Here is a 23,577-nt window from a genome sequence, read left to right as displayed (position 1 = left end):
ATGGTAGAAACCAAAAAAATTATGTGGATGATTAAAAAGGATCTACTGGTTCTGTGGAGACATAAACCCCGTTTATTTTCAATCTTCCTTTTCCCCATACTGATGATCGCTCTTTTTGGTTATGGTATGGGAGGAACCATCGAAAACATTCCAGTAGTGGTGGTTAAACAGACTGATGGTCCGGTGACCGACACCACTCTCAACGCCATTAAGGGAATGTCCCTTTATGATGTGAAAGATATAATTAGCGACCCTCAGAGGGGCCGGGAAATGGTTGAATCGGGACAAGTGAAGGCAGCCATTTTACTGCCGCCGGACTATGAAAATCTCAATAGCAGCAACTCTAAATCCGTGGTAATCTATGTTGATTCATCAGATCAAATGGCCACCCAAACGTTGGTTCCAATAACCCAAGCCTTATTCAGCCAGATATCTTCCCAAATTGGAATGCAAAAACTGGAAGCAATGCAAAGCCAATCTGCTCAGCCCTCATCCATTCAAGTACAGTCACAGAGTGTTCAGCCCACTTCATCATTATCCTCCATTAACTTCCAGAATATCATGAACTCCATCAATTTCCAGGTCAACAAGATCTACGGAGACATCAAATACATTGACTTCCTGGTGCCCGCAATCCTGGCCATGACCGTTATGATGGGGGCAATGATGAGTATGGGAGAATCCCTAGCAGGAGAACGAGAACGAGGAGAACTAGCCAGACTTTTCATGACGCCAACCAGCGTGGCTACCGTGGTCGGTGGTAAAATCATATCCAGGCTGGTTATTCAAACTTCAACTGCCCTGGTGCTGATAGGCGCGGCCATTGTGCTGTTTAATATCACTATAGCCGGTAGTATGTTACTTACCATACTCCTACTGATACTTACAGCCCTTTGCTTTGTCGGTTTCGGTATAATGGTTTCTGCTAGAGTCAGTACCCAGGAAGATTACGTCCAGATGGTAATGCCCTTCAGCATGCCCATGATGTTCATATCTGGAGTATTCTATCCTCTGGAAACCATGCCCTGGATATTCCAGAAAATAGCATACTTAGCGCCTTTAACCTATGCAAACAACGCATTAAGAGGAGTTATGTTAAAAGGAGCAGGAATAGGGGATGTATGGGTTGAAATAGTTGTTCTTCTGGGTTTCACGTTACTGTTCTTTGCAATGGGCGTAACCCGATTTAACAGGGACATTTAGGAGATTTTAGTTTATTTAGAGAATACATAAGATCAGGTGATATAAATGAATATGGGAAGAAAACAATTGTTATTGGGATTTATGATAACCTGCCTTCTGGCATCGCCAGCAGCCGTCGCAGGGGCTGATTGGAGCATGTTCCATGAAAACGCCCAACGTACCGGTTACATGGATCAGGCCGCTGATTTCACACCTAATGTCTGGTATTTCAGCACCCAAGGTGCTATAAAATCATCCCCAGCCATACTTAACAAAGTGGCATATTTTGGTTCTCAAGACCACCATGTATATGCAGTTAACCTTGAAGACGGCACCAAACTATGGGATTATAAAACTGAAGGTTCTGTGATATCTTCCCCTTCCATATCAGGAGATTATCTATACATAGGATCAACAGACGGATATCTTTACGCTCAGGATATTAAAAACGGAAATGTTAAATGGAAATACAAAACAGGTAACTCCATCGCTTCCTCACCATTAGTGCAGAACAACACAGCCTATGTTGGTTCAGATGATGGGAGAATATATGCCATTTACACATCAAACGGGACCAAAAAATGGGAATACAATACAGGTAATGCTGTTAAATCATCCCCAGTTATCTCCGGAGATAAATTAATAATTGGATCTGATGATGGGAAAGTATACGCCCTTGATATTAACACCGGAAATAAATCATGGGAATACACTACAGGTGATAAGGTACAATCGTCCCCGACAGTAATGAACGATATTGTTTATGTTGGATCAAACGATGGGAAAATATATGCCATTATCATAGAAAACGGAACACTAAAGTGGAATTACGATATGGGGAAACCAGTAGTATCCTCACCAACCATCGACCCCAATGATAACAGCCTATTTGTGGGAGCGGATAACGGTAAAATAATGTGTTTAGACACCCGGAATGGTGTTGAAAAATGGAATTACACCGCTAGTGGAGCTGTAAAAACCACTGCTGCCATTATGGACAACAAAATAGTATTCGGATCCAGTGGAGGTGCAGTTTACATTGTAAACAAGTACAATGGTAATGAAGAGTGGACCTACAATCCGGGCTATGGTATTATAAATCAACCTATAGAATCTTCCCCAGCAACTTACGGGAATATGATATACGTTGGTGCAGATGACGGATCACTCTACGCCCTTAACAACGACAAGAAAAGCGCGCCAACGTCCGTATACATTTACTACATTGGTGGGGCTGTTTTTATCATAATTGCCCTATTAGTGGTTGGTAGAACTGTGCGTAACCGAAGGAAGAACAAAAAAGAAAATAAATCTTGATGGTATTCTTGTAAAACAAAGAAGATTTTTATCTTCTTCCATTATTCTTTTTTTGGAAAATTTTTATTTTAAAGCTTTTTTAATCTCATTAAACTCAATATATTATATTCATGAATATCTGAATGAATAAGATTTCAGAATTAAGATGATTAAAAATTGGAGTTTAATAATCCAATAATGGATATTTATGTTGTTATTTTCCAAAAATAAAGGTTTAAGTCTTTAAATTTTATTAAAAGATATATAAAAAGGAAAAAGGAGGTTTAAAACTATTTACTGAATTCCTTTGCAAGCTGTATCTCAATGGCCGAAACGTTGGTTGAGGTTCCCTCGTTATTCATAATTTCTTCTGTGCATATGTCAATTCTACCAATACCCACATCAGTTATGAATCTGTTTCTGACTATCTCTGCAACATCTACTGCTCGTGAAATGGCTCTTCCTCTAGCTTTGAGTATCACTTCAGAAGTGCCGCCGTTCATCTGTGTTACTACAGCTAATACATAGTTCATTACCGGTTTGTTTCCAATGTACACCACATTTTCCTCTGACATTCGCTTAACCTCCATTGATATACTATGGTTCTAAAAGTGTTATTAATATTATATATATTTTGTGACGCAGTCTTTTAGGCAAATAACACTGATTATAATGTTTTAAAAGTTAAATATCCGTTTAAATCTAGTATTTATGATATAAATTCCACAGTAAGAACATTTTTTTTGTTTCCCTGAACAGTTTTCTGGGGGATGGAAATTCAACAAAGTCAATGAGGAATAATGGAAATAAAAAATACAGATATCTCTGAAAACAATCGCCATAAGTCTCAATTAAATAGAAAAAATAGTATGAAGGGTAAAAATTAGAAAGACATTAAGATTTTATTCAAACTACTAACTAATCCCACTATTAATTCACTTTTGATGATTTCAGTCAATTGCACGGAATATTACCACAAGGCCGTCTACATTCCCCTCAAAATCTTTAATGAATGTTACACTACCATCTACTGTTAATTTACTTCCATCCTTTGCCGGAAGAATAGCTTTCTTGAAACGTGACTCATCCACAGAAACATCCTCCCCCTGGGGAAATTTGTAATCCATGGGTTTAAATATATCCCGCACATCATGACCCAACGCATCTTCCTCCAGCCATCCAGTTAATTCTTCAGCCATGGAATTCATGAATTTAACCTGAGCCTGGGGATCCGTGGCAATTACCCCATCACTGATACTCCTCAATGTGGCCCCTAACCATTTATCATGTTTTCGAAGCCTTTTTTCCAGCCTATCCCGATACAAAGTTATCTCAATAGCAGTGTTGAGTTCACTTTCTTCGAATGGTTTGCGTAAAAATCCGTAGGGTTGCTTGAGAATAAATCCAGAAGGTTCAGTTACTTTAGCCCTTTGAACTGTTTTTTCATCGGAAAATGCAGTGAGGTAGATTATGGGGATTCCCATTTTGGAGCGGATCTTTTCTGCGGCCTGAATACCATCCATTTCCCCCTCCAGTTTGATGTCCATGAGCACCAGATCAGGTTCTAACTCATCACAAGCCCTTATAGCATCTTCACCCGAACTTACAATGGTCGGTACGTTAAACCCAACACTATTTAAAGCTTTTTTTATGTCTTCAGCAGTTATTCTCTCATCTTCCACTATCAAGATGTCTACGTTTCCCATTTCATGCCTCCCCAGTATATCTGCTGTCTATTGAACTACTTTTCATAAAGTTTCCCATCAATCATTATGAAGTTGGAAAGATACCACCATACCGCTAATCTGATGCTTGTAATCTTTTATAGGAGTTACAGTCCCTTTAATACGGAAGCGAGCACCATTGCGGGAAATTATTTCCGGTAATTCCCCTGCGGCCAAAGCATCTTCCAGGGATGATTCATCATTTATTTCAGAGATTGGTAAGAAAACTTCGTGGAGATCCTTACCCAAAGCATCATCCTTTCTCCAGCCCGTTATTTCCTCAGCCAGGTTATTGATGAATTTGATCTGACCAGTGGAATTGGTTGCTATTACTGCTTCACTGGTTTTCATTAACATGGTTGATGAAATCTGATCATGTTCTTTTTCCATCTGATGCCGGTATAATGTAATTTCAATGGCAGCATGTAGTTCATTCTCATCGAATGGTTTACTTAAAAGCCCCTGACCTTTAACCAAAAAGCCCGAAGGCTCGGTTAATTTAGCTCTTTCCACAGTCTCCTCATCAGAATAAGCAGTTAGGTAAATTACGGGAATATCGTGTGATTTTTTTATCTCCGCAGCTGCCTCAATACCATCCATTTCGCCCTCTAATTTAATATCCATTAGGACTAAATCAGGTTCTAGTCTTCCAGCTTGTTGAACAGCATCTTCCCCTGTAGAACATACTGCGGGTACTTTATAACCTGCAAATTTCAGTCCTGCTCGGATGTCTTCAGCGGTGATTCTTTCATCTTCCACCACCAGGATAGTTGCACTGGCCATGATTATCTGTGCTCCTGAAATTTATAGAAAATTCTAAACTGTTAACTAATTATTAACTGTTAACTAATTATTATTTGTTAATTTATATGTTTTCCATTTTATAATGATTCTGCGTGCTTATTTGTATCCTTTCAATTATCATGACCCCAATTATCTTTCAATAAGAATTTTGTTTATTGCATCTAAAACTGCTTCTACACTTGCCATTACCACATCTTCCACAGTAGAACGCCCAGTAGCACTGTTACCATCAGAATCAGCCATAATTACGAATACTTCAGCCAGGGCATTTGTACCGCCAGTTATTGCTTCAATATGATATTCTTTAAGTTCTATATCTGCAGTGTCCCCTACTAAATTTTGTATTGCATTGATAGCTGCATCAACTGGCCCTACACCTGTTTTGGCAGCAGTTTTTATCTTACCATCGATGTTAAGTTTAACTGTAGCAGTTGGGAGTACGTTATCACCAGTCATAACCGTGAAACCTTCCAGTTTGACCTTTTCTTCCTTGGGTTTTCCCAGTACGGTTTCTGCCATGGCCTGAAGATCGGCATCAGTCACCATTTTGCCCTTATCTCCCAGTTTCTTCACCTGGTCGTACAGGGTGCAAAACTGATCTTCTTCCATTTCAATTCCATAGTCATCCAGTTTAGACCTTATGGCACGAGCACCGGTGTGTTTTCCCATAACTATACGGCGGGTGTGACCTACCATTTCAGGTTTAAGAGGTTCATATGTCTCTGCCTTCTGTAGGACTCCGTGGACATGTATTCCTGCCTCATGGGCAAAGGCATTCTCACCCACTATGGCCTTGTTAGGGGGCATTTTCACCCCGGTTATCCTGGAAACCAGTTCAGATGTGCTGACCAAAAGTTCGGTAGTTATATTGGTTTTAACCCCATAATTGACCATTAGAGCCATTACCACCTCTTCCAGAGAGGCGTTTCCTGCCCTTTCCCCCAGACCATTGATGGTGGCGTGAACCTGCTCGGCACCAGCTTCCACTGCTGCCAGGCTGTTGGCCACAGCCAGACCAAAATCATCATGGCAGTGCACGCTTATGGGAATGTTAACTACATCCTTTAGGTCGCTTATGAGACTATGCATTGATACCGGTACTAATACTCCAACTGTGTCTGGAACGTTGATTATATCTGCTCCAGCCTCTTCTACTGCTGTGTAAATATTTTTAAGGAATTCAAACTCTGTTCGGGTAGCATCTTCAGCCGAAAACTCAGCAATGATCCCGTGATCTTTGATGTACTCCACAGCTTCGGTTGCCTTGTTGAGTATTTCCTCCTGACTCATGTGTAACTTGTACTCCCGGTGTAAAGGGGAGGTTCCAATGAAAGTGTGAATGTAATCCACGTCAGAGTCCAGGGCTGCATCTATATCTTCCTGCAGAACCCTTGCCAAACCACATACCTGTGCATTCAGACCCAGACCCTTTATTTCACGGGCAGCCCTTTGCTCACCCAGTGACGCAGCTGGGAAACCCACTTCTATAATATCCACTCCTAAGCGGTCCAGCCTCTTGGCTATTCTAATCTTTTCGTCCGGCGTTATAGCCACCCCTGGCGTTTGCTCACCATCACGGAGGGTGGTGTCGAATATCCGTACCTTTTCTGGCAGTTTAATCTCTTGCTTTACCTTATCTATGTACATGGGAAGACCCCTAATGGTTTGACATTAATTAATGTTTGTGACTGGACTTCATAAAAAAATTGTGTAAAAAAAGGGATTGTGATTTTTGTAAGTGATCCTGTTATTAAGTGATCCTGGAAACTAAGTACCCATGGCCAGGCTCAGGAAATTTCTAAGGCCTGGTGCCAATCCCAAGATAAATATGGCCAGTTTCAACATGTTCCGAATGGTTTTATCCTCCACGTAGGTGTCAATAACATATAGGGAAGGTAGTATCACTGCTATTTTCAAGGGGAACATTACAATAGCACTATCTGCCATCTGAGTGAGGGCATTGGGTAGTACATGCTGCTCACCATAACCATAGTAGTCCACTGCAATAAAAGTAGAACTGGCATCAAGCAAATGAGCTAAAAGAACACTTAAGTTGAATTTATCCTTCAAAAGACTCCATTTAAAGCCCAATAATATGAATGGTACTGATACCAGAACCCATGAACCCATTACCTGGAATACTACTCCCAAGTCGAGGTGTTGAATGTAATACAGGTTAGGAAGGCACATGACTACTCCCACCATGAAAATGATATAACGGTAATCCCGGTCAGTCTTGCGTTCAATTAAAACTGATCCTAAAAGGGTTAAAATAGCTGAAATTCCGGTTAAAAGATATATTCCAGGAGTGACCAGGAGGTAGGTCAAGGGATATATGCCGTTGTCCACCAGGGCCCGTGCACTGGATCCAAAGAAAATGAATGGAATGATTGGTATAAAAAGGTCTTTAGGGTCTTTATCAATCCAGCGGAACATTCGAATGATTAGGAGAATTACCATGCCCAGGATTATACCAAAAACAATGGTATTTAAGGTGGTGTAACCTGGATGCAGGTAGATGAAGTTCTCCTGGATGTACTGTGTGATTTGATCAAGAACCATGGCCCTATGTAGGGTGTTAAAATATTTAAATTTATCCTAATCTGCCCAATAAGATTTTAAGGTATTTAAATTCCGTTTAAAAATAAATAAAAATCAAATTCTGCGAATCTTCTTATTTATAACCTCTTTAAGGATAAGAGGCAGTGGAGTTCGATCTCCGAAGACATTGGTTTTACCGGAAAGGATACCCTGGATAATGCCATCCACTGAGAAGTCTGCTTCCAGTTCAGTAACACAGCTTCCAATGGCCCCTAGAAAGTGAGCGTCACTGGCACCAATCTGGGGAATGTTCCTCTCTTTGGCCATGTTCTTAGCCCGCCAGTTAGAGTATCCGAAAATGTATCGGGAGTTTAGGGTTTCCATAGCATCCACATCCACAAATTTAACCTGGGTAAATAGTCCTTCACGGTAGGTAACAAAGGGATGGGCAGCTACTGCAATCCCTCCCTGAATTCTGATGAGTTCCACAGTTTCCTCCGGGGAGATTCCCTTAGGTATTTCTTCACTGATACCCAAGGCCACGATATGTCCCTTACTGGTGGAAACCTCCATGGCCGGGATGATCACCAGATCATCCATTCTGCCAAATTCCTTTAAGGCAACTTCAGAGCCCTTAAGGGTGTTATGATCCGCAATGGCAATGGCATCCAAGCCAATCTTACGGGAATGTTTAACTATATCCTTTACCTTAGCAGTGGAGTCTCCAGAATAGGTGCTGTGAATATGGGGATCAATAATCATCAGTTAACTCCTACTGTCAGTAATTGATTTTATTAATCCTGCTGGCCCGGTCATCATCACATCCCCACCAGGAGCCGCATTATAAACGTTGAGATCAGTTTGGGATAAAATTGAACGCTTCGGCCCAGTGGCCACCACACATTCAAAGGAATCTATGGCATCTATTACCCATGCACCATGACCATGTTCCTCATGAACCTCTTCATGGGTGATGGTACCTTCAGATAATTTTTTTACTAGTTCTTCTATCCTTTTAGGTGTTAATATACCAGTATGGTGCTCAAAAACTCCATGGATCTTCCCATCCATGAATGATGCAGCTAGTGTGTGCCCGTTTCCCACATCCAAGGCCACGTAACTATCCATTTGGCTAACATGAAGGTCAAGGGTTGCCCCGCAGATGGATGCGAATTTACTGTCCATAATGGTGGTTTTGTATCCCTTAAGGGTTCTTAAAACTCCTTGCATACGGGTGAAGTATTCCGGGGCTTCCCCAAAATAGGCAAACTCTTCTGGAGCCCGGGGAATATCCAGTTTTTCCCTGATCTTCTGAAAACGGAAGTTACGGTCACCAGTACCCTCCTGGTAACCATGGTCCTGCACCGCCACGCCGATACGGTCGAAGTCCAGTTCCACATCAAAATTTAACAACGCTTCTTTGATTGCGGCTAAATCAACATCTTTAAGCTCTAATTCAGGAATTTCTGGATGTTTCTCCAGGGCAGGGACTATCTCCACCCCGGAGGATCTTACCCTTTCCAAGTCATCCCGGACTGTTCTGGCTGAAATATCAGTCATTAACACCCTGTAACCCCTATCAAGATGATTTTTAATTGCCTTGTTTACTGGGCCGCCACCCATGGTTTCACCACTTAAAAAAAGGTCATGATGATGCTTTCGTATCCGGTTGGCCATTATTTTAGTGGGAGAAGGGAGAACCATCTTTACGGCATTCTCCATGGGGTCCTGAGAATCGTATAGCATTATATCCTGAGTCCCGGTGCCCACATCTATTGCCAGTATTTTCATGGTTACTATATATGACCCTTTAAGGATAAGAATTAAACCCCCACTTCAAATGTACCAATGTATACAACAAAGATTTAAATAGTACGTTAAGTATATTATGGACTCATACCAATATCTTGTAGATCAGGATAAAAATGATATGAAGTTTCCCCCTAACGGATAATATTGGAAGTGTAGTAATGGGGAGAAAAATTTTATAATATTGCATAATACGTGTATTGCATAATACGCATTTGTTATCCATATTAAGTTAGATTAGTATATAAGGAAATTATTGAGGTGAAATCCATGTACAGTGTAAGATTAACTGAAAAAGAAATTCCTAAAAAATGGTACAATATCGCTGCAGATCTGCCAGTGGAGTTCCCGGCCTACGATCAGACCGAAGAAGGGAAACAACTGGAAAATCTACCAAAAATATTCTCCAAAGGAGTATTGGAACAGGAAATATCCACAGAACGTTACATAAAGATTCCTAAGGAAGTTAGAAACATTTACAAACAGATGGGCCGACCCAGCCCACTGGTCAGAGCTAAAGCCTTGGAAGACCATCTGGACACTCCCGCCAAGATATTCTACAAAAGGGAAGACACCTCCCCCACTGGAAGTCACAAACTAAACACCGCAATAGCCCAGGCATACTACGCCAAAAAAGACGGTGTTGAACGATTAACCACTGAAACCGGTGCCGGACAATGGGGAACCGCCTTATCATTGGCCTGTAACCTAATGGATATGGACTGCACTGTTTACATGGTGAAAGTATCATTTAACCAGAAACCATACCGTAAAACCATCATGCAACTCTACGACGGAGAAGTGTTAGCTTCACCAACCAATAGAACAGATTTCGGTAGGAAAGTTCTAGAAGAAAATCCAGAACACCCCGGAACCCTGGGAGTGGCCATATCCGAAGCCATTGAAGACGCTTTAAACGATGAAAAAGTGTACTACTCATTGGGAAGTGTTTTAAACCACGTTATGCTACACCAGACTGTTATCGGGCAGGAAACGCAGAAACAACTGGAAATTTTCGACGAAAACCCTGATGTTATGGTGGCCTGTGTTGGCGGGGGCAGTAACTTCGCCGGGGCAACATTCCCATTCATCAAAGACCAGTTAGACGAAAAAATCGACTGTAAATTCATTGCAGTGGAACCATCCCACTGCCCAACACTGACCCAGGGTGACTACTGCTACGACTTCGGAGACACCGCTGGACTAACTCCACTCATTAAAATGTACACCATGGGACACGACTTCATACCCCCATCAGACCATGCTGGAGGCCTGCGTTACCACGGTATGTCCCCATTAGTGGCTCTCCTGGTCCACGAAGGTATTGTGGAAGCAAGAGCAGTGGACCAAACCGGTGTGTTCCAGAGTGGAGTGACCTTCGCCAGAACTGAAGGAATAGTGCCTGCACCAGAAACCTGTCACGCCATAAAAACCGGAATAGACGAAGCATTGGAATGCAAAAAAACTGGTGAAGAGAAAACCATCGTAATCAACTTCTCTGGCCACGGCCTCCTGGATCTTGCGGGTTACGATGATTACTTGGAAGGTAAAATTGTAGATTAATCCATCCAATTTTTTTTAAACCATAAAAAACTTTTTTTGTTTTTTTTCAATCATCTTGTTTTCTTTTAACTTACAATAATAGGATTGATTGAATCTTAAGATTTTTTTAATGGGTAGAATATATCTATTTATAATCTATCATTCATAGAATTAATGTGCAAATTTTAAAAATGTAAATTCAGACTTAAATGGAGGATCATGATTATGTATCAGATAGGGGAAGCCTTAATTGGAAATGGAAATGAAATTGCTCACATTGATCTAGTAATTGGAGACAAAAACGGACCAGTAGGTACTGCCTTCGTGAATAACATGTCAAACCTTTCACTGGGCCACACACCATTGCTTTCAGTGGTCAGACCTAACCTGATGACCAAACCAGCAACCTTAATAGTGCCCAAAGTCAGTGTGCGCTGCCTGGATGATGCCAACAAAATATTCGGACCAGCACAAACTGCTGTAGGTCGTGCAGTGGCCGACGCTGTGGAAGAGGGCATTTTACCTGCTGAAGAAGCTGAAGACATGGTTCTGATCATCAGTGTGTTCATCCACCCTGAAGCATCAGATTATCGTAAGATCTACCAGTACAACTACGGAGCAACCAAACTAGCCCTGAGAAGAGCAATGGGAGGATATCCATCCGTTAACAAAGTATTAGCAGAAAAAGACAGAGGAGCACATCCTATTATGGGTTTCAAAGTTACTCGACTGTGGAAACCTCCATACCTGCAGGTTGCCCTGGACCTGGATAACATGCAGGAAATGGAACGCATCATTGACAGCCTGCCAGACCGGGAAAGAATCCTCATCGAAGCAGGAACACCACTGGTTAAGAAATTTGGAGTGGGAATTGTCAGTAAAATAAGGGCCCTCAAGAAGGACGCTTTCATCATCGCCGACCTCAAAACACTGGATGTGGGCCGTATAGAAGTTAAAATGGCAGCTGACGAGACTGCAGATGCTGTGGCCATTTCCGGACTGGGAACTCAGGAGTCAATTGAAAAGGCCATCCACGAAGCCCAGAAACAGGGAATCTACTCCATCCTGGACATGATGAACGTTGACAACTTCACCGGCAAACTGGAAACCCTAAACTACAAACCAGACATCGTCCTCTTACACCGTAATGTGGACCTGGAAACCATGAAAGCCGAACGTGGTGAAGAACAGGCCGACATGACCGAATGGGGTAACATCAACCAGATCAAGGATCTCCTTGGTAAAAATGGGTTGGTGGCAGTTGCCGGAGGTATTGTTCCTAAAAAGATGGACCAAGCACTGGACAGTGGTGCAGACATCATCGTGGTGGGCCGTTACATCATCGGTTCCAGAGATGTGCGTCGCGCCGCCGAGGACTTCCTGGAAAAAATGCCCCAGGACCCCGACACCATGCGGTTAGCTCTGGATGAAGATGAAGCTATCTAAACTGAGTATATAACTATTTATATACTCTCAATCTCTTTTTTATTTGAAAAATAACTTTTTTTTTATCTTTTCCTCAGAATCCCAGTACCACGAAATGTAAAATTTTATTATCTTAAAACACTCATTCTTTATTTATACACTAACTGCAGGGAGGGTGGATTAATGATTTTAGGAATAAGCGGAAGTCCCAGGAAACAGGCCACCGAGCATGTCTTAGGTGAAGCCCTGAAGATGATGGAAGAGAAAGGTTATGAAACTGAGATGTTCACTGTTCGGGGTAAAAATATAAGCCCCTGCAGAAATTGCGATTACTGTCTCCGGGAAAAGGAATGCATCCTCAAAGATGACATGTACCAACTCTACCCACTCTTTAAGGATGTTCAGGGAATCATAATGGCCACCCCCATATACAATGGAGGAGTAAGTGCCCAGATCAAGGCAGTTATGGACCGCACCCGTGCAGCAGCAGCTGTGGACATAGATTTCCTAAAACACAAGGTAGGCATGGCCATTGCTGTGGGTGGTGACCGTGTTGGAGGTCAGGAACTAGCCATACAACAAATTATGACTTTTTACATTCTCAACGGAACCATACCAGTTAGTGGAGGACCTTTTGGTTCCAATTTAGGGGCTAATTTCTGGTCACAAGACACACTCAAAGGTGTAAAAGCAGATGAAGAAGGATTCAGGAGCCTCAAAAAAACCATTAAAAGGTTCGGCGAATTCCTGGAGAAATACCCTACAAATGAACATTAATAAAATTTTATCCCTGAAAATCATGAGTTATAAGGTATAAGTTATAACTAAATTAGATTAAAATAACCTTTAAATTAATTTAAACAGTTGCAATAATAGTTTAGCAAATACTTAAATTAGTTATAAAGTATAAGTTATAAGTTATAAGGAGTATGTTTGATGAGAATAGAAGTTGATGAAGACAAGTGCACCGGGTGTGGAATCTGTAAGGAAGAATGCCCCAAGGGAGCCAAGATATGGGATGTGAATAAGAAGGCCATGGCCACCAATCTACGCTACTGTCACCTGTGTACAATATGCGCTTCCAAGTGTCCGGAAGATGCCATACGTATAGTGAGGGATGCTCAAGATGAACCGAAAAAGTAATATAAATAGAAAGACCTCTGAAACTAAGATAAATCTTGAACTGGATCTGGATGGTACCGGAGAGTACCAGGTGGAAACCGGGATCCAGTTTTTAAACCACATGCTGGAATCATTCACCAGACACAGTCAATTCGACCTGAAACTAGAAGCCCAGGGAGATATTGAAATAGATGACCACCACACCGTGGAGGATGTGGGCATAGTGCTGGGGGAAGCCCTCTCTGAAGCCCTGGGGGATAAAAAAGGAATACGCAGGATGAGCCATGCCCTGGTACCCATGGATGAATCCCTGGCTATGGTAGCCGTGGACCTATCTGGACGAAGTTACACTGTTCTAGATTTGAACTTCCACCATGATAAGGTAGGAGACCTCAGCACTGAAAATGTGGGTCACTTCTTAGAGTCCCTGGCCCAGACCGGGAAAATCAATTTACATGCCCGTGTTGAAGGGGCCAATGACCACCACCAGGTGGAGGCCATCTTCAAGGCCCTGGCTCGTGCACTGCATGATGCCACCCGGGTGGTTCATGATCGGGTGCCCAGTACCAAGGGTGTGGTTTAGGAGATATTGAAAATGGTTGAATATCTCCCCAGCATATTAATACCCACCAACCGATTGGAAACCCTTACTGATGGCCTGTTTGCCATTGCCATGACCATCCTGGTAGTTACCATCCAGATACCCATCGGACCAATCCACACCGCAGACCTGTTCGTGCAAACCACTTCAGAAATCATCCCTAAATTTGCGGTTTACTTTCTAAGTTTTCTGCTTCTGGCTGTTTTCTGGGTGGATCATCACATGTTCTATCTGGTTAAAAAAATCAACTTCACCCTGCTGTGGATAAACATCTTCTGGCTGATGTTCATAGCACTTTTACCTTTATCAACATCAATTATAGCCCAATTTCCGCAACATCAACTGGCACAGCTTATATTTGACTTCAATCTCCTTTTTATAGGCCTCTTTTTCTATTTAATCTGGAGATATTCGGTAGCAAACGAACTCATATCCAAAAAAGTAGAACCATACTATCCTTATATTAAAAAAAGTCTTTTAATAATGCCTATTGTAATATCTGGAGCCATAACTACCAGTTTTATTAGTCCAAGATGGAGCATGGTTGTTTTGTTTCTTATTCCTGTTCTTTTCGTTGTTGGGAGAAAAATATGGTCCAGTACTGCAGTTAAAAAAAAAACTACAACTTTAAAGTAGACTAGCACCCTTGATTTTTTTATTTAGGGAAAAATGAAAATATTAGAATAAATGGAGATAAAAAAATGAAAACCTTAATTGCCTGTTACTCCTACTCGGGGAACACCTTAACTGTGGCTCAGAACTTACAGAAGTCAATAAATGCAGATTTCACTCGCATAGAACCTGTTAAAGATAAATGGTATGTTATCAAAGCCATAAACGCATATATGGGGAAAAAATGGCCAATAAAACCTTGCATAAATGACATCAGTGATTATGATTGTTTGATTGTCTGCAGCCCTGTCTGGGCTGGTCGTCCCACTCCCGGTATTAACCAGTACCTGGAAGAATTGGAAAATGTTTCCGGTAAAAAATGTGCCGTTCTGGTGACCATGGGGGGAGATGGTTCTCAAAATGCCACCCAACAGATTCGTGATGCTCTGGAAAGTAAGGGAATGGAATTGATGGGACAGATGGTTATCGGGGGCAAGGCCCAGAAAAGTGGAGAATGGGAATCCATGACCAATGATTTTGCCAGGAAATTCAAAGAAGAATAAAATAAAGAGGAATTCTTAAAATCCCTCTTTTAATTCTATTTTTTAGATACAATATCCATTTTAGGTACAATATCCCAGAAGCAGCCCTCATAAAATTCTAAATCTGAAATATTATCGGAAGTAATTGAATATCCTTCCAAAATCAATACCAGATATTTTGCGCCCCACATAATCGGAGTATATGTTTTCTGCGGCTTCTTCCAGTTCAACAGATTTTATTCCATGATCCAGGGAGAGTTTAGCTTCGATGAATGCTGCCAGGCGATCGGCAGCATGTAATAATTCTCCATCCAGGGGAGAAAATTCATCCCGGTTGTACTTTTGGTTAAGATCCTGGAAGCTTACACCCAATATAACTTCCTGCTTGTCCATTATCTTGTTTTCAAATTCTGATTCTGAAAAGTACTTCATATCCCCATGCCATGGGCGGGGTAGTAGGGGGAGTAGTTCTTCTTTCATCTGGAAGTCCTCATAATCCTTGATGATCTCCTTAAGTCCCTCCACCGAACCTTTAACTGGTGATATTATGTCCTTGGTCAGGACTTCAGGGAGATCATGGAATAATCCGGCGTAGAAATTATTATAGAAACGTTTAGAGCAGGAATCGGCCCCCATTTCCATGGTGCACAGGTAGCTGGTGGCTGCAACTATGAACATGTGCCCCAGTACCGAGGTTTCTGGTATGCGGGGAATGTGTGCCCATCGTTTCTGGAAACGTAGCTGACCACAGAGGTCAATGAACCCGAAGGATTTCTTACCCAGGAGGATCTTCTGCACACCTATTAAGTCATAGTGATCCTCGATCTGGTTTTCAATGTTTTCTTTGGTTTTCTCAATACCGTAGATAAATGGTGCGGTGTGGTAGATGATCTTAAACTCCCATTGGGTGGCCAGATAATGAGCTGCTCGCAGTATACGTCTTTCCATGGTACTGGGACTTTCTCGGTAGTAATTTCGGAATCGGTCCTGAAAGCCCTGATCCAGACCTTCCATATCACTTTCCAGCCTATGGAATACATGTTTATTAAGCTCTTCACCCTTTTCCTTCATCATACGATGAAAAACTGGAGGTTTAATATCAGTTAAAACCGTCCGGTGAAGAAATTCAAATATGCCCCCTTCAATGAGGGATATCCAGTCCACACTACCCGCGCCCATTCGGTCTTCCTCGAACCGGGCGATCACGTAGGCAATTACCATCTTATGAGCCTGTTTATCCAGTTCTGTAAATTCCACAGGACGGATATGATCATTCCAGCGTTGCATGCTGGCTGCCTTAGAGAAACGTTCTATGATGTTTTCGATCATTTATACACCCCCTGTTTGTTATGTATAAACATACATTAAATAATAATTTTATTAATTTAAAGTTGAGATGTACAATGAAACTAAAATTAGAATTAAAATAAAAAAAAGTTACAGTCCGAGAGGACTGTTTTTTATAGTATACGATTATTCTGGTTTGGAAACTAACACGGTTTTGGACAGAGTCTGACCCTGAGGACCGTGTGGTTTACGGAGAACAGTGTCGTTAGCTTTTTCGATTTCACGAGCTTCAGTTGCTAGTTTAGCAGCTGTGGCGATGAGTTCGTGTGCGGAAGCCACGATAGGTACGTATTTTTCCATTTCTTTAACCATGAAGCAGCCTTTGAGGTCGATGTCACCTACTTTAGCAGCCATTTCATAGGCAGCCATTGCTTTTGCTTTGGCGTATGGGCTGGCAAATCCAGCGGTTTCAGTAGCTTTAGCAGCGTCAATAACTACTTTTGGTAGTTCGATTGCTTCTCCTGCTTCAGCAGCGGCGATCATTCCATCGATGGTTTCCTGTACCACCCGGTAAGCTCCGGTAGCGGCCAGTACTTTTATTACATCAGCGTTGAATGAGGCCATTTCAGTTGGGTCTAGGAATTCTCTTCGAGCTCCGATCATTGGGTCGCCCAGGACTACGATGTATCCTAGTTCCTGTTCATCCATTTCTTCCCTTTTACCCATTCCAGGAGCATCACCAATGATTAGTGCTGGGACGTCCATTCCGGATAATAGTTCTCGGGCTTTAGCTGGTCCAGGAGCACCAGGGTTTGGGCTGATGAATATAACAAAATCAGGGTCGAAATCCATTATTTTTGGTACGACTTCTTCGATCTGTTCTGGGTTCATCTTTGCTCCGGAACTGACTCCTCTTACATCTATGTTAGGTCTGTCGGCCCTCTCGTCTAAGACTAAGTCAAGGACGGGAGAGGTACCGATATTACCGCATTTAATAACTCCTATTTTTACAACCATATTATCACCGATTTGCTATTTGGAAGATCGGCATAAGTATTTTTTCATTTAATTTTTAGGGGAAGGCTTATATATGAGGTTTGGGTAGCAGCAGAAATGGATTCTTATTTCCCTCAATATAATTATGATAAAACATATTTAAATATAATAAAATACTATTATCATTGGTGATATCCCTTGAATAAACGTGGCGGATTTTTGGCTATAATAGGGAGTATAATTCTTGTGGTTTTGGTTTCAGGCTGTATTGGCTCTTCCAATATTGCCAAATCAAACAATGACACTAAAAATTTTACTTTTAACAATGTTAGTTTTAGTTATCCTGCCAACTGGGATGTTAGTGTTTCCAATGACGATACCGGCCCCATCATCGTAGTTTCAGAGGATTACTATACCCAGATCCAGATTATGATTACTCCTACTTATGGCATGTCTGAAGAGGGAGTGCTTAAAGAGAAAAATCTGACTATTTATCCAGGTTGGAAAAAATTATTGTCCGACACCCTCATATTAAACAATCAGACTGCATACAGAACCCTGTTTAGAAGTAATGATATTATATATCTATTTAAAGATATGAGGCACGAAGAGATTGTTTTTGTAAAAAATAACAATACAATCACCATTCTTACCACAGCTCCCAGTGAAAATTATAATAACAAAAAACAGAGCTTTGAAACTATTTTGGACAGTATACATGTTCAATAGGTGATATAATTGTTATCTAAAAAATATGTTGGAATAATAATGGTTTTTATGGTTGCTGTTGTATTAACATAGGATGTACATCCTTAAATGGTGTTCTGGACCTGATTAATGACAAGATGGGTAACAAACAACTGGTCAATGATACCAGTTATGCCAATATAAGTGCCAATACACCCACCAAAACCTATTCTGCATACGGAATCCGTTTTAAATATCCCAGTGGTTGGACTGTGGAAAGTGAAAATGAAAGTGGAAGTAATATGATATTTGCCTTAAAAAAAATTTCATTTAACTATGTTCAATTCCAGATTCAGATTGTGCCCAACAATGGCATGTCTGAAGAAGAGGCAATTAGGCAAATTCAGGATGTAACTTAGTTCAAAGCACTATTTCACCAAGCTGGGAAAATAAATCAAGTTATACCATGACCATTGATAATAAAACCGCTTATGAAGACATATTCCTGGTAAATGACAGCCATTCAGTAAAATAATGAGGATCTCCCAGATATCTTTAGTCAAAAACGATAAAACCTATTTAATGTTACTTCAAGCTCCTGATGAAGAATTTGATAAGGAGAAACCCTACTTTGCCATAATACTGAATAGTCTAAAATTTCCTTGAGTATTTAATATATTTTTTTCCTTTTTAGGATATTTTTTAGGATGTTTTTTTATTTTCCGATAATCTTAATTCTATTTTTTTAAAATTAAAAAGCAGACCTTAATCTGCCCCCCTAAATTAACCTAAAAAAGACATGCATTTCAAGTGTAACTATAATTCCAATTATGTATTTTAAAATAAAAATTAGGGACCTATTTACCCCTTAAATATTGAATAAACCCTCTAAAAATAGGAAACACTTAAAAAAAAATGTGGGAAAAATCTTAACTGGTACTTGGATTTTTCATTAGTTGAGTTGCGTATAAAACCACGGCAACAAGTGCCAGCAGGTAAAACAGGTAAACCACACTATCAGTAGGGCCGGTTTCTACCCAAATCATGGTATGAGTCAGCACAATGGCATAAAATGCAGTTAGGGCCCCGTTAGCCTTAATTTGGGATGCGTAAATTATCCTCAACACTGCCCCTATTACGAACATCTGAATGATCATGGCGTAGAATCCAAAATCCAGTACTGCTGGTCCGAAGATGGTGGAGGTGATACTGGTGGTGGGTGTGCTACCAGATACCGGGTAGTTTAGAACTACTTGACTCACAGTGACCCGAGGGTGTCCGGTGGATAGTGCCTGCTGGAACAGGTCCCCTCCGGTGGCTCCCGCCATGTGCACGATCTTGTCAAAGACCATCATAGTGAATCCCGCCCGGTAAGCAACTAGCTGTAATGGGTTTAATGACCATTGCTGCCATTGGATGGACATCACCGCTATGTAACCGGCTGCTACCCCCACTAAACCGATTAAAAGAATGGCAATCAGTATGTGGCTGGTTTTCATCTTCCGAGTGTAGTACAGAGTTATGAATCCACTGATGAGTATGGCCATGGTAGTGGTCCGGTAACCGTTAATGGCAAAGACTCCCAGCCCTATGATGAACAGGAGATAATACCATTTACGAGGGTATTTTGCCAGGAGAATGGTGATGGCTGGCAGGAATATGGGGTATGCAAAACGCCATAAATCAGTGGTGGCCTTGAACTTCAAATATCCGCTCAGGATGGGAATGCCCCCCAGGAGGTAGAGGTTAATGATTTGTAGTAGTATTCCAATGAGCACTGCAGCCAGTACCACCCGTTCATCCAGCATGACTCGGATTTTATTGTACCAGGGTTCTGAATTCTTTTCAGTGACACCAGGACTACTTAAGAGGGATTTGAGTTTCTCACTATGGTTATATAAGAACTTAGGTGCGAAAACTCCGGCAATGAAGAAGAGGGTTCCCATTAAAACGTAGATCCATGTGGTGGTGGATATCCACTGAAGGTTCCTCAGGTGTTCCTGGTAGGCTATTGCCGCCAGTGCTGTGTAGATAACTATGATTGCCACCAGGATGTAGGGTGAAAAAAGATCAATACTTTTAAACTTCATAAATAGTCTCCTAAAAATTTACCTAATTACCATTTCTATCAGTTTATCCAGTGGAATAACTTAATATTGTGAATAATATTGATCAAAAATATCATATATTAACATTTTTAAAATTATATTCCTGAAAAATATTTTAGGATTAAAAATTATTTTAATAAATTTTTTCGCTCATCTCCCGGTATTAGTGCAATTATTTAATATTAATTGGATTGCATTTCCAAACCAATTTACCCCTTTATTGAAAGTAAATTGGAAGAATTTAACATAAGTATTCAGTTTTTTCTTTGAAACCCCTCTAAATATTCTTAAATATTGCCTTAAGAGCGAATGTCTGTTTTCACAATTATTAACGTGATTTTCACCATCAGCATATTCTTTTTCTGAATGTTTGATTATGTGATGTTCTTTAACCTTTGAATGGCCTTCTAAACCAAAGTATATAGTATAATCATCAGTAAATAACCTTATAGGTTCATTACAATGCTTATCTATTTTTTCCCGAATTAAATCCTTAGAAAGATTCTTTTCTACCATTAATATTGTATTTCGCGTTCCTCTTTCCACTACAGTAATAATTGGCGGTTTATCTTTTTTCCAAGTTCCCCTTCCCCTTAATTTAAGTCCTCTAGTCCTTGGATAGTTTTTTTAAACCCTTTTCACCTGCAGATTGATACATCTCATCTATTTCCACATCACCCTTCAAAACAGGATCCGTGGATTTATCCATCAAACTTTCTCTAAATTCATGCGCTACACGATAAACACTGTCCCACTTATGACCTAACTCATCTGAAAGCCTTTGAACACTTTTTTTATCCAAATTCATAATGATATAAAATATCTCACCCACAGGAAGCTTTTTATTGGCAAATACCGTTCCAGTAAGGTCACTAAAATTCAATCCACAACTATTGCAAGAATAGCGCCGTGATTTACCCTGAACACCCCGATTATAAACTTCAAAAGATTTGCACACCGGACAATAAACTCCACTAGACCACCTCACATGTCGTAAAAAATCCATGGCCTTTTCTTCATCTGGAACAAACAATTTTGGAACTAAATTTTCGGATTTCATACATTATAATATGGCACTAACCTCACATAAACCTTTGCACTAATATGGGGATATGAGCGAATTTTTTTTAATGTTAATTGTCTAATTCTTATTCCCTTTATTTTATAAACTTTTTATAAACTTTTTCTATGGGGAGGGATTATCATAACGTGCATCATCTTTATACAATAAGAGGCAATGATTATCATCCCCCTGGGGGTATCCATTTCCAAGATATGAATTTCATCTAGATATTCTTTTAAATAATTAGTCTACCGTAGAAAAATTTTCACAAAACTTATACTAAATTTCTACTGTAGAAAATATTAGGATAAAAAACTCAGAGAAAATCCAAGAATATTTCTACGGTAGAAAATATAATTGGAGTTTAAATATGGATTTTTAACTAGATTAGGGCTTATAATCTAAAAATAATATCAAAAAAGGATTAGGCAGTAGGGATTAAATGAATCATAAATATGCAAATATAATCCCTAGTCATGAAAGTGAAAATATTTCAATTCTAATAATCTCCTGCTGCAGCCCTTACCAGTCGACTGGCAAAGGTGGGACATGCTGCCACATGTGTGTGCACGTAACTGGCCAGAGTGTTCTTACTTATCAGCCCATCCATGGAATCAACCACCCCCCGACCTCTCAGAATATCAAAGGCAAATTCTGGTTGTTGACCCTCCAGTTCCAGTTTGGAGTAGTGGAATTCATGCCCATGGAAGGTTTCTCCCTCAGGAATGATGATGTTATCACGGGAAGCTCGAGCAATAACGTAACTCAAGGCTTGTGGCTTTTTGGTCATACTGGAATTGTAGCCGAAGACATCACACATTCTGTGCTGGTTTATGGAACGGGTGAGGTACATCAATCCTCCGCACTCAGCATAGATGGGTCGCCCCTCATGGTGGAATTTTTTTACTGAACTACACATGGACTGGTTGGCTTCCAGCTCCCGGGCAAAGACCTCGGGATAACCTCCACCAATGTAGATTCCATCCACATCCGGAAGTTCCTCATCATGCAAAGGGCTGAAATATACCAGTTCTGCTTGGTTGGCTTCCAGTGCCTCCAGGTTATCCTGGTAATAAAAAGTGAACACTTCATCCCGGGCAATGCCCATTTTAACCTTCCGGGCGCTTTTCTGCTGGAAAAGTGGTTCACGACCTCCAGGCAAACTTCCAGCTCCCTTCATTATGGTGATCAGTGCATCCAGGTCAATGTTCTCCTCCATGACCCGTCCCCAGTCTTCAATGTTCCGCTTGATGTTTTCCCTTTCCACCGCGGGCACCAGTCCCAGGTGGCGTTGTTCCACACTGATGGCATCATCTCGAGGGATTCCACCAATCACTGGAGTATCTGCCAGTTTTTCCACTGCTTCCTTGGTTTTGAGATAGTGTTTCCGGTTTTTAACCAGATTGAGAATAACCCCTTCGATTTTGATGGTGGGATCCAGTGTTTTAAACCCTATAACAATTGCTGCTGCGCTTTTAACCAGGCTACGTGAATTTAAAATAAGGATAACCGGTGCGTTCAGTGCTTTGGCAATTGATGCTGTGTTTCCCACGTCTCCAGTGGGACTTATCCCCTCATAGAGTCCTCTGACACCCTCTATAACTCCCATTCTAGAATTTGAGATACCTAATCCCCTTTCAAATGCCTCACGGATCTGACCATGATTCATGAAAAATGAGTCCAGGTTTCGGCTAACATTTCCAGTGGCTAGGGTGTGATAGGTGGGATCAATGTAATCCGGGCCAACTTTGAATGGTTGAACCTTCTGTTCCCAGGATAGGGCTTTCATTATTCCAGTGGAGATGGTGGTCTTCCCCACTGCACTTCCAGTTCCTGCCAGTACAATTCTCATATGTCTAATAAGAACCCATCTTAATTATAAAAGTGGTACTTGATAAAAAATATAAAAAAAATAGAAATTGGAATATATAATGGATTTATTTTATTCTAACGCCTTAGCAGTAGTGTATGAATCATATATAGAATAAATCCACACTATGATGTACACAATCCATGCATAGAATGTTACCATGTAAATGGCAGCAGTTAAGATTATTGCTATGATCACTAAAATAATTCCCATCATGGTTTTTCCGGCATATATTTCACCTAAACCAGGTATCAGGAAAGACAATATTGCTGCAATGATTGGATTTTTTGCCATTTTTTAAACCTCCATTAATTTGTAATTAATTATCTTCTATTTCATGATTTATAAAGATTTACGTGTTTGAAC

At 40.8% G+C, this 23,577-nt stretch carries 24 protein-coding genes and 1 pseudogene; 11 read left to right on the top strand and 14 right to left on the bottom strand.

The window, feature by feature from the left end:
• Together BK009_RS09875 and BK009_RS09870 are read left to right on the top strand one after the other, a co-directional pair.
• Positions 1-1,203 (top strand): ABC transporter permease, encoded by a 1,203-nt coding sequence (locus tag BK009_RS09875; protein ID WP_100909508.1) that lies wholly within the window; start codon positions 1-3, stop codon positions 1,201-1,203.
• A gap of 45 nt (positions 1,204-1,248) precedes the next feature.
• Complete coding sequence (locus BK009_RS09870) at positions 1,249-2,499, top strand: outer membrane protein assembly factor BamB family protein (RefSeq protein ID WP_100907235.1); 1,251 nt, start codon at positions 1,249-1,251, stop codon at positions 2,497-2,499.
• A 269-nt stretch (positions 2,500-2,768) separates the two neighbouring features.
• Here BK009_RS09870 and albA read toward each other — a convergent pair whose 3' ends face one another.
• The 7 genes from albA to BK009_RS09835 form a co-directional block, all read right to left on the bottom strand.
• Positions 2,769-3,053, bottom strand: coding sequence for a DNA-binding protein Alba (gene albA, locus BK009_RS09865; RefSeq protein WP_100905176.1), 285 nt, complete (start codon positions 3,051-3,053; stop codon positions 2,769-2,771).
• Positions 3,054-3,428: 375 nt separating this feature from the next.
• On the bottom strand, positions 3,429-4,184 hold the full coding sequence (locus BK009_RS09860; RefSeq protein ID WP_100907234.1) for an ATP-binding response regulator: 756 nt from the start codon (positions 4,182-4,184) through the stop codon (positions 3,429-3,431).
• Between the two features lie 57 nt (positions 4,185-4,241).
• Positions 4,242-4,985, bottom strand: coding sequence for a response regulator (locus BK009_RS09855; protein ID WP_100907233.1), 744 nt, complete (start codon positions 4,983-4,985; stop codon positions 4,242-4,244).
• 150 nt (positions 4,986-5,135) lie between these two features.
• Positions 5,136-6,653: a 2-isopropylmalate synthase gene (locus BK009_RS09850; protein WP_100907232.1), complete on the bottom strand. Its 1,518-nt coding sequence runs from the start codon at positions 6,651-6,653 to the stop codon at positions 5,136-5,138.
• A 120-nt stretch (positions 6,654-6,773) separates the two neighbouring features.
• Complete coding sequence (locus BK009_RS09845; protein ID WP_100907231.1) at positions 6,774-7,568, bottom strand: DUF63 family protein; 795 nt, start codon at positions 7,566-7,568, stop codon at positions 6,774-6,776.
• A 93-nt stretch (positions 7,569-7,661) separates the two neighbouring features.
• Entirely contained in the window at positions 7,662-8,309 is a 648-nt protein-coding gene (locus BK009_RS09840) for a PHP domain-containing protein (RefSeq protein WP_100907230.1), read from the bottom strand.
• A 3-nt stretch (positions 8,310-8,312) separates the two neighbouring features.
• Positions 8,313-9,338, bottom strand: coding sequence for a DUF1786 domain-containing protein (locus BK009_RS09835; protein ID WP_100909507.1), 1,026 nt, complete (start codon positions 9,336-9,338; stop codon positions 8,313-8,315).
• 288 nt (positions 9,339-9,626) lie between these two features.
• Between BK009_RS09835 and BK009_RS09830 the strand changes: the two genes are divergently transcribed.
• The 7 genes from BK009_RS09830 (at position 9,627) to BK009_RS09800 (ending at position 15,221) form a co-directional block, all read left to right on the top strand.
• Positions 9,627-10,919 carry a TrpB-like pyridoxal phosphate-dependent enzyme gene (locus BK009_RS09830; RefSeq protein WP_100909506.1) on the top strand — a complete coding sequence of 431 codons (1,293 nt, stop codon included), beginning with the start codon at positions 9,627-9,629 and terminating at the stop codon, positions 10,917-10,919.
• A 204-nt stretch (positions 10,920-11,123) separates the two neighbouring features.
• Entirely contained in the window at positions 11,124-12,344 is a 1,221-nt protein-coding gene (locus BK009_RS09825; protein ID WP_100905184.1) for a bifunctional 5,6,7,8-tetrahydromethanopterin hydro-lyase/3-hexulose-6-phosphate synthase, read from the top strand.
• A gap of 162 nt (positions 12,345-12,506) precedes the next feature.
• Positions 12,507-13,100, top strand: a complete 594-nt coding sequence (locus tag BK009_RS09820; RefSeq protein ID WP_100909505.1) for a flavodoxin family protein — start codon at positions 12,507-12,509, stop codon at positions 13,098-13,100.
• 159 nt (positions 13,101-13,259) lie between these two features.
• A complete protein-coding gene (locus BK009_RS09815; protein ID WP_100909504.1) occupies positions 13,260-13,466 on the top strand; it encodes a 4Fe-4S binding protein in 207 nt (68 codons plus the stop codon).
• Positions 13,450-14,028, top strand: a complete 579-nt coding sequence (gene hisB / locus BK009_RS09810; protein ID WP_100909503.1) for an imidazoleglycerol-phosphate dehydratase HisB — start codon at positions 13,450-13,452, stop codon at positions 14,026-14,028. Before BK009_RS09815 ends, hisB begins: the two co-directional genes overlap by 17 nt.
• 12 nt (positions 14,029-14,040) lie before the next feature.
• Entirely contained in the window at positions 14,041-14,682 is a 642-nt protein-coding gene (locus BK009_RS09805; RefSeq protein ID WP_100909502.1) for a TMEM175 family protein, read from the top strand.
• Between the two features lie 65 nt (positions 14,683-14,747).
• A complete protein-coding gene (locus tag BK009_RS09800; RefSeq protein WP_100905189.1) occupies positions 14,748-15,221 on the top strand; it encodes a flavodoxin family protein in 474 nt (157 codons plus the stop codon).
• 111 nt (positions 15,222-15,332) lie between these two features.
• Here the strand turns inward: BK009_RS09800 and BK009_RS09795 are convergent, their stop codons facing one another.
• Entirely contained in the window at positions 15,333-16,529 is a 1,197-nt protein-coding gene (locus BK009_RS09795) for an HD domain-containing protein (protein WP_100909501.1), read from the bottom strand.
• A gap of 144 nt (positions 16,530-16,673) precedes the next feature.
• Entirely contained in the window at positions 16,674-17,504 is an 831-nt protein-coding gene (locus BK009_RS09790) for a F420-dependent methylenetetrahydromethanopterin dehydrogenase (protein ID WP_100905191.1), read from the bottom strand.
• Between the two features lie 177 nt (positions 17,505-17,681).
• Between BK009_RS09790 and BK009_RS09785 the strand changes: the two genes are divergently transcribed.
• Complete coding sequence (locus BK009_RS09785) at positions 17,682-18,212, top strand: hypothetical protein (protein WP_100905192.1); 531 nt, start codon at positions 17,682-17,684, stop codon at positions 18,210-18,212.
• Between the two features lie 116 nt (positions 18,213-18,328).
• Positions 18,329-18,589, top strand: coding sequence for a hypothetical protein (locus BK009_RS09780; protein ID WP_100909500.1), 261 nt, complete (start codon positions 18,329-18,331; stop codon positions 18,587-18,589).
• A 510-nt stretch (positions 18,590-19,099) separates the two neighbouring features.
• On the opposite strand, the gene BK009_RS09775 is transcribed toward BK009_RS09780, so the two are convergent.
• From BK009_RS09775 to BK009_RS09755, 5 genes and pseudogenes are all read right to left on the bottom strand, one after another.
• On the bottom strand, positions 19,100-20,260 hold the full coding sequence (locus tag BK009_RS09775; RefSeq protein ID WP_100909499.1) for an oligosaccharide repeat unit polymerase family protein: 1,161 nt from the start codon (positions 20,258-20,260) through the stop codon (positions 19,100-19,102).
• A gap of 168 nt (positions 20,261-20,428) precedes the next feature.
• Positions 20,429-20,863: pseudogene (locus tag BK009_RS09770) on the bottom strand (IS1595 family transposase); the annotation flags it as partial.
• Positions 20,864-20,885: 22 nt separating this feature from the next.
• Complete coding sequence (locus tag BK009_RS09765) at positions 20,886-21,338, bottom strand: transposase (protein WP_100907644.1); 453 nt, start codon at positions 21,336-21,338, stop codon at positions 20,886-20,888.
• Positions 21,339-21,840: 502 nt separating this feature from the next.
• Positions 21,841-23,193: a Ni-sirohydrochlorin a,c-diamide synthase gene (cfbB, locus tag BK009_RS09760; protein ID WP_100909498.1), complete on the bottom strand. Its 1,353-nt coding sequence runs from the start codon at positions 23,191-23,193 to the stop codon at positions 21,841-21,843.
• Between the two features lie 90 nt (positions 23,194-23,283).
• Entirely contained in the window at positions 23,284-23,505 is a 222-nt protein-coding gene (locus BK009_RS09755; protein ID WP_100905196.1) for a hypothetical protein, read from the bottom strand.
• Positions 23,506-23,577 lie beyond the last annotated feature (72 nt).

Source organism: Methanobacterium subterraneum, assembly GCF_002813695.1.
GTDB classification, from domain to species: Archaea; Methanobacteriota; Methanobacteria; order Methanobacteriales; family Methanobacteriaceae; genus Methanobacterium; species Methanobacterium subterraneum.
Note: the sequence above shows the minus strand (reverse complement) of the source record. Positions and strands in the feature narration are given on the sequence as shown.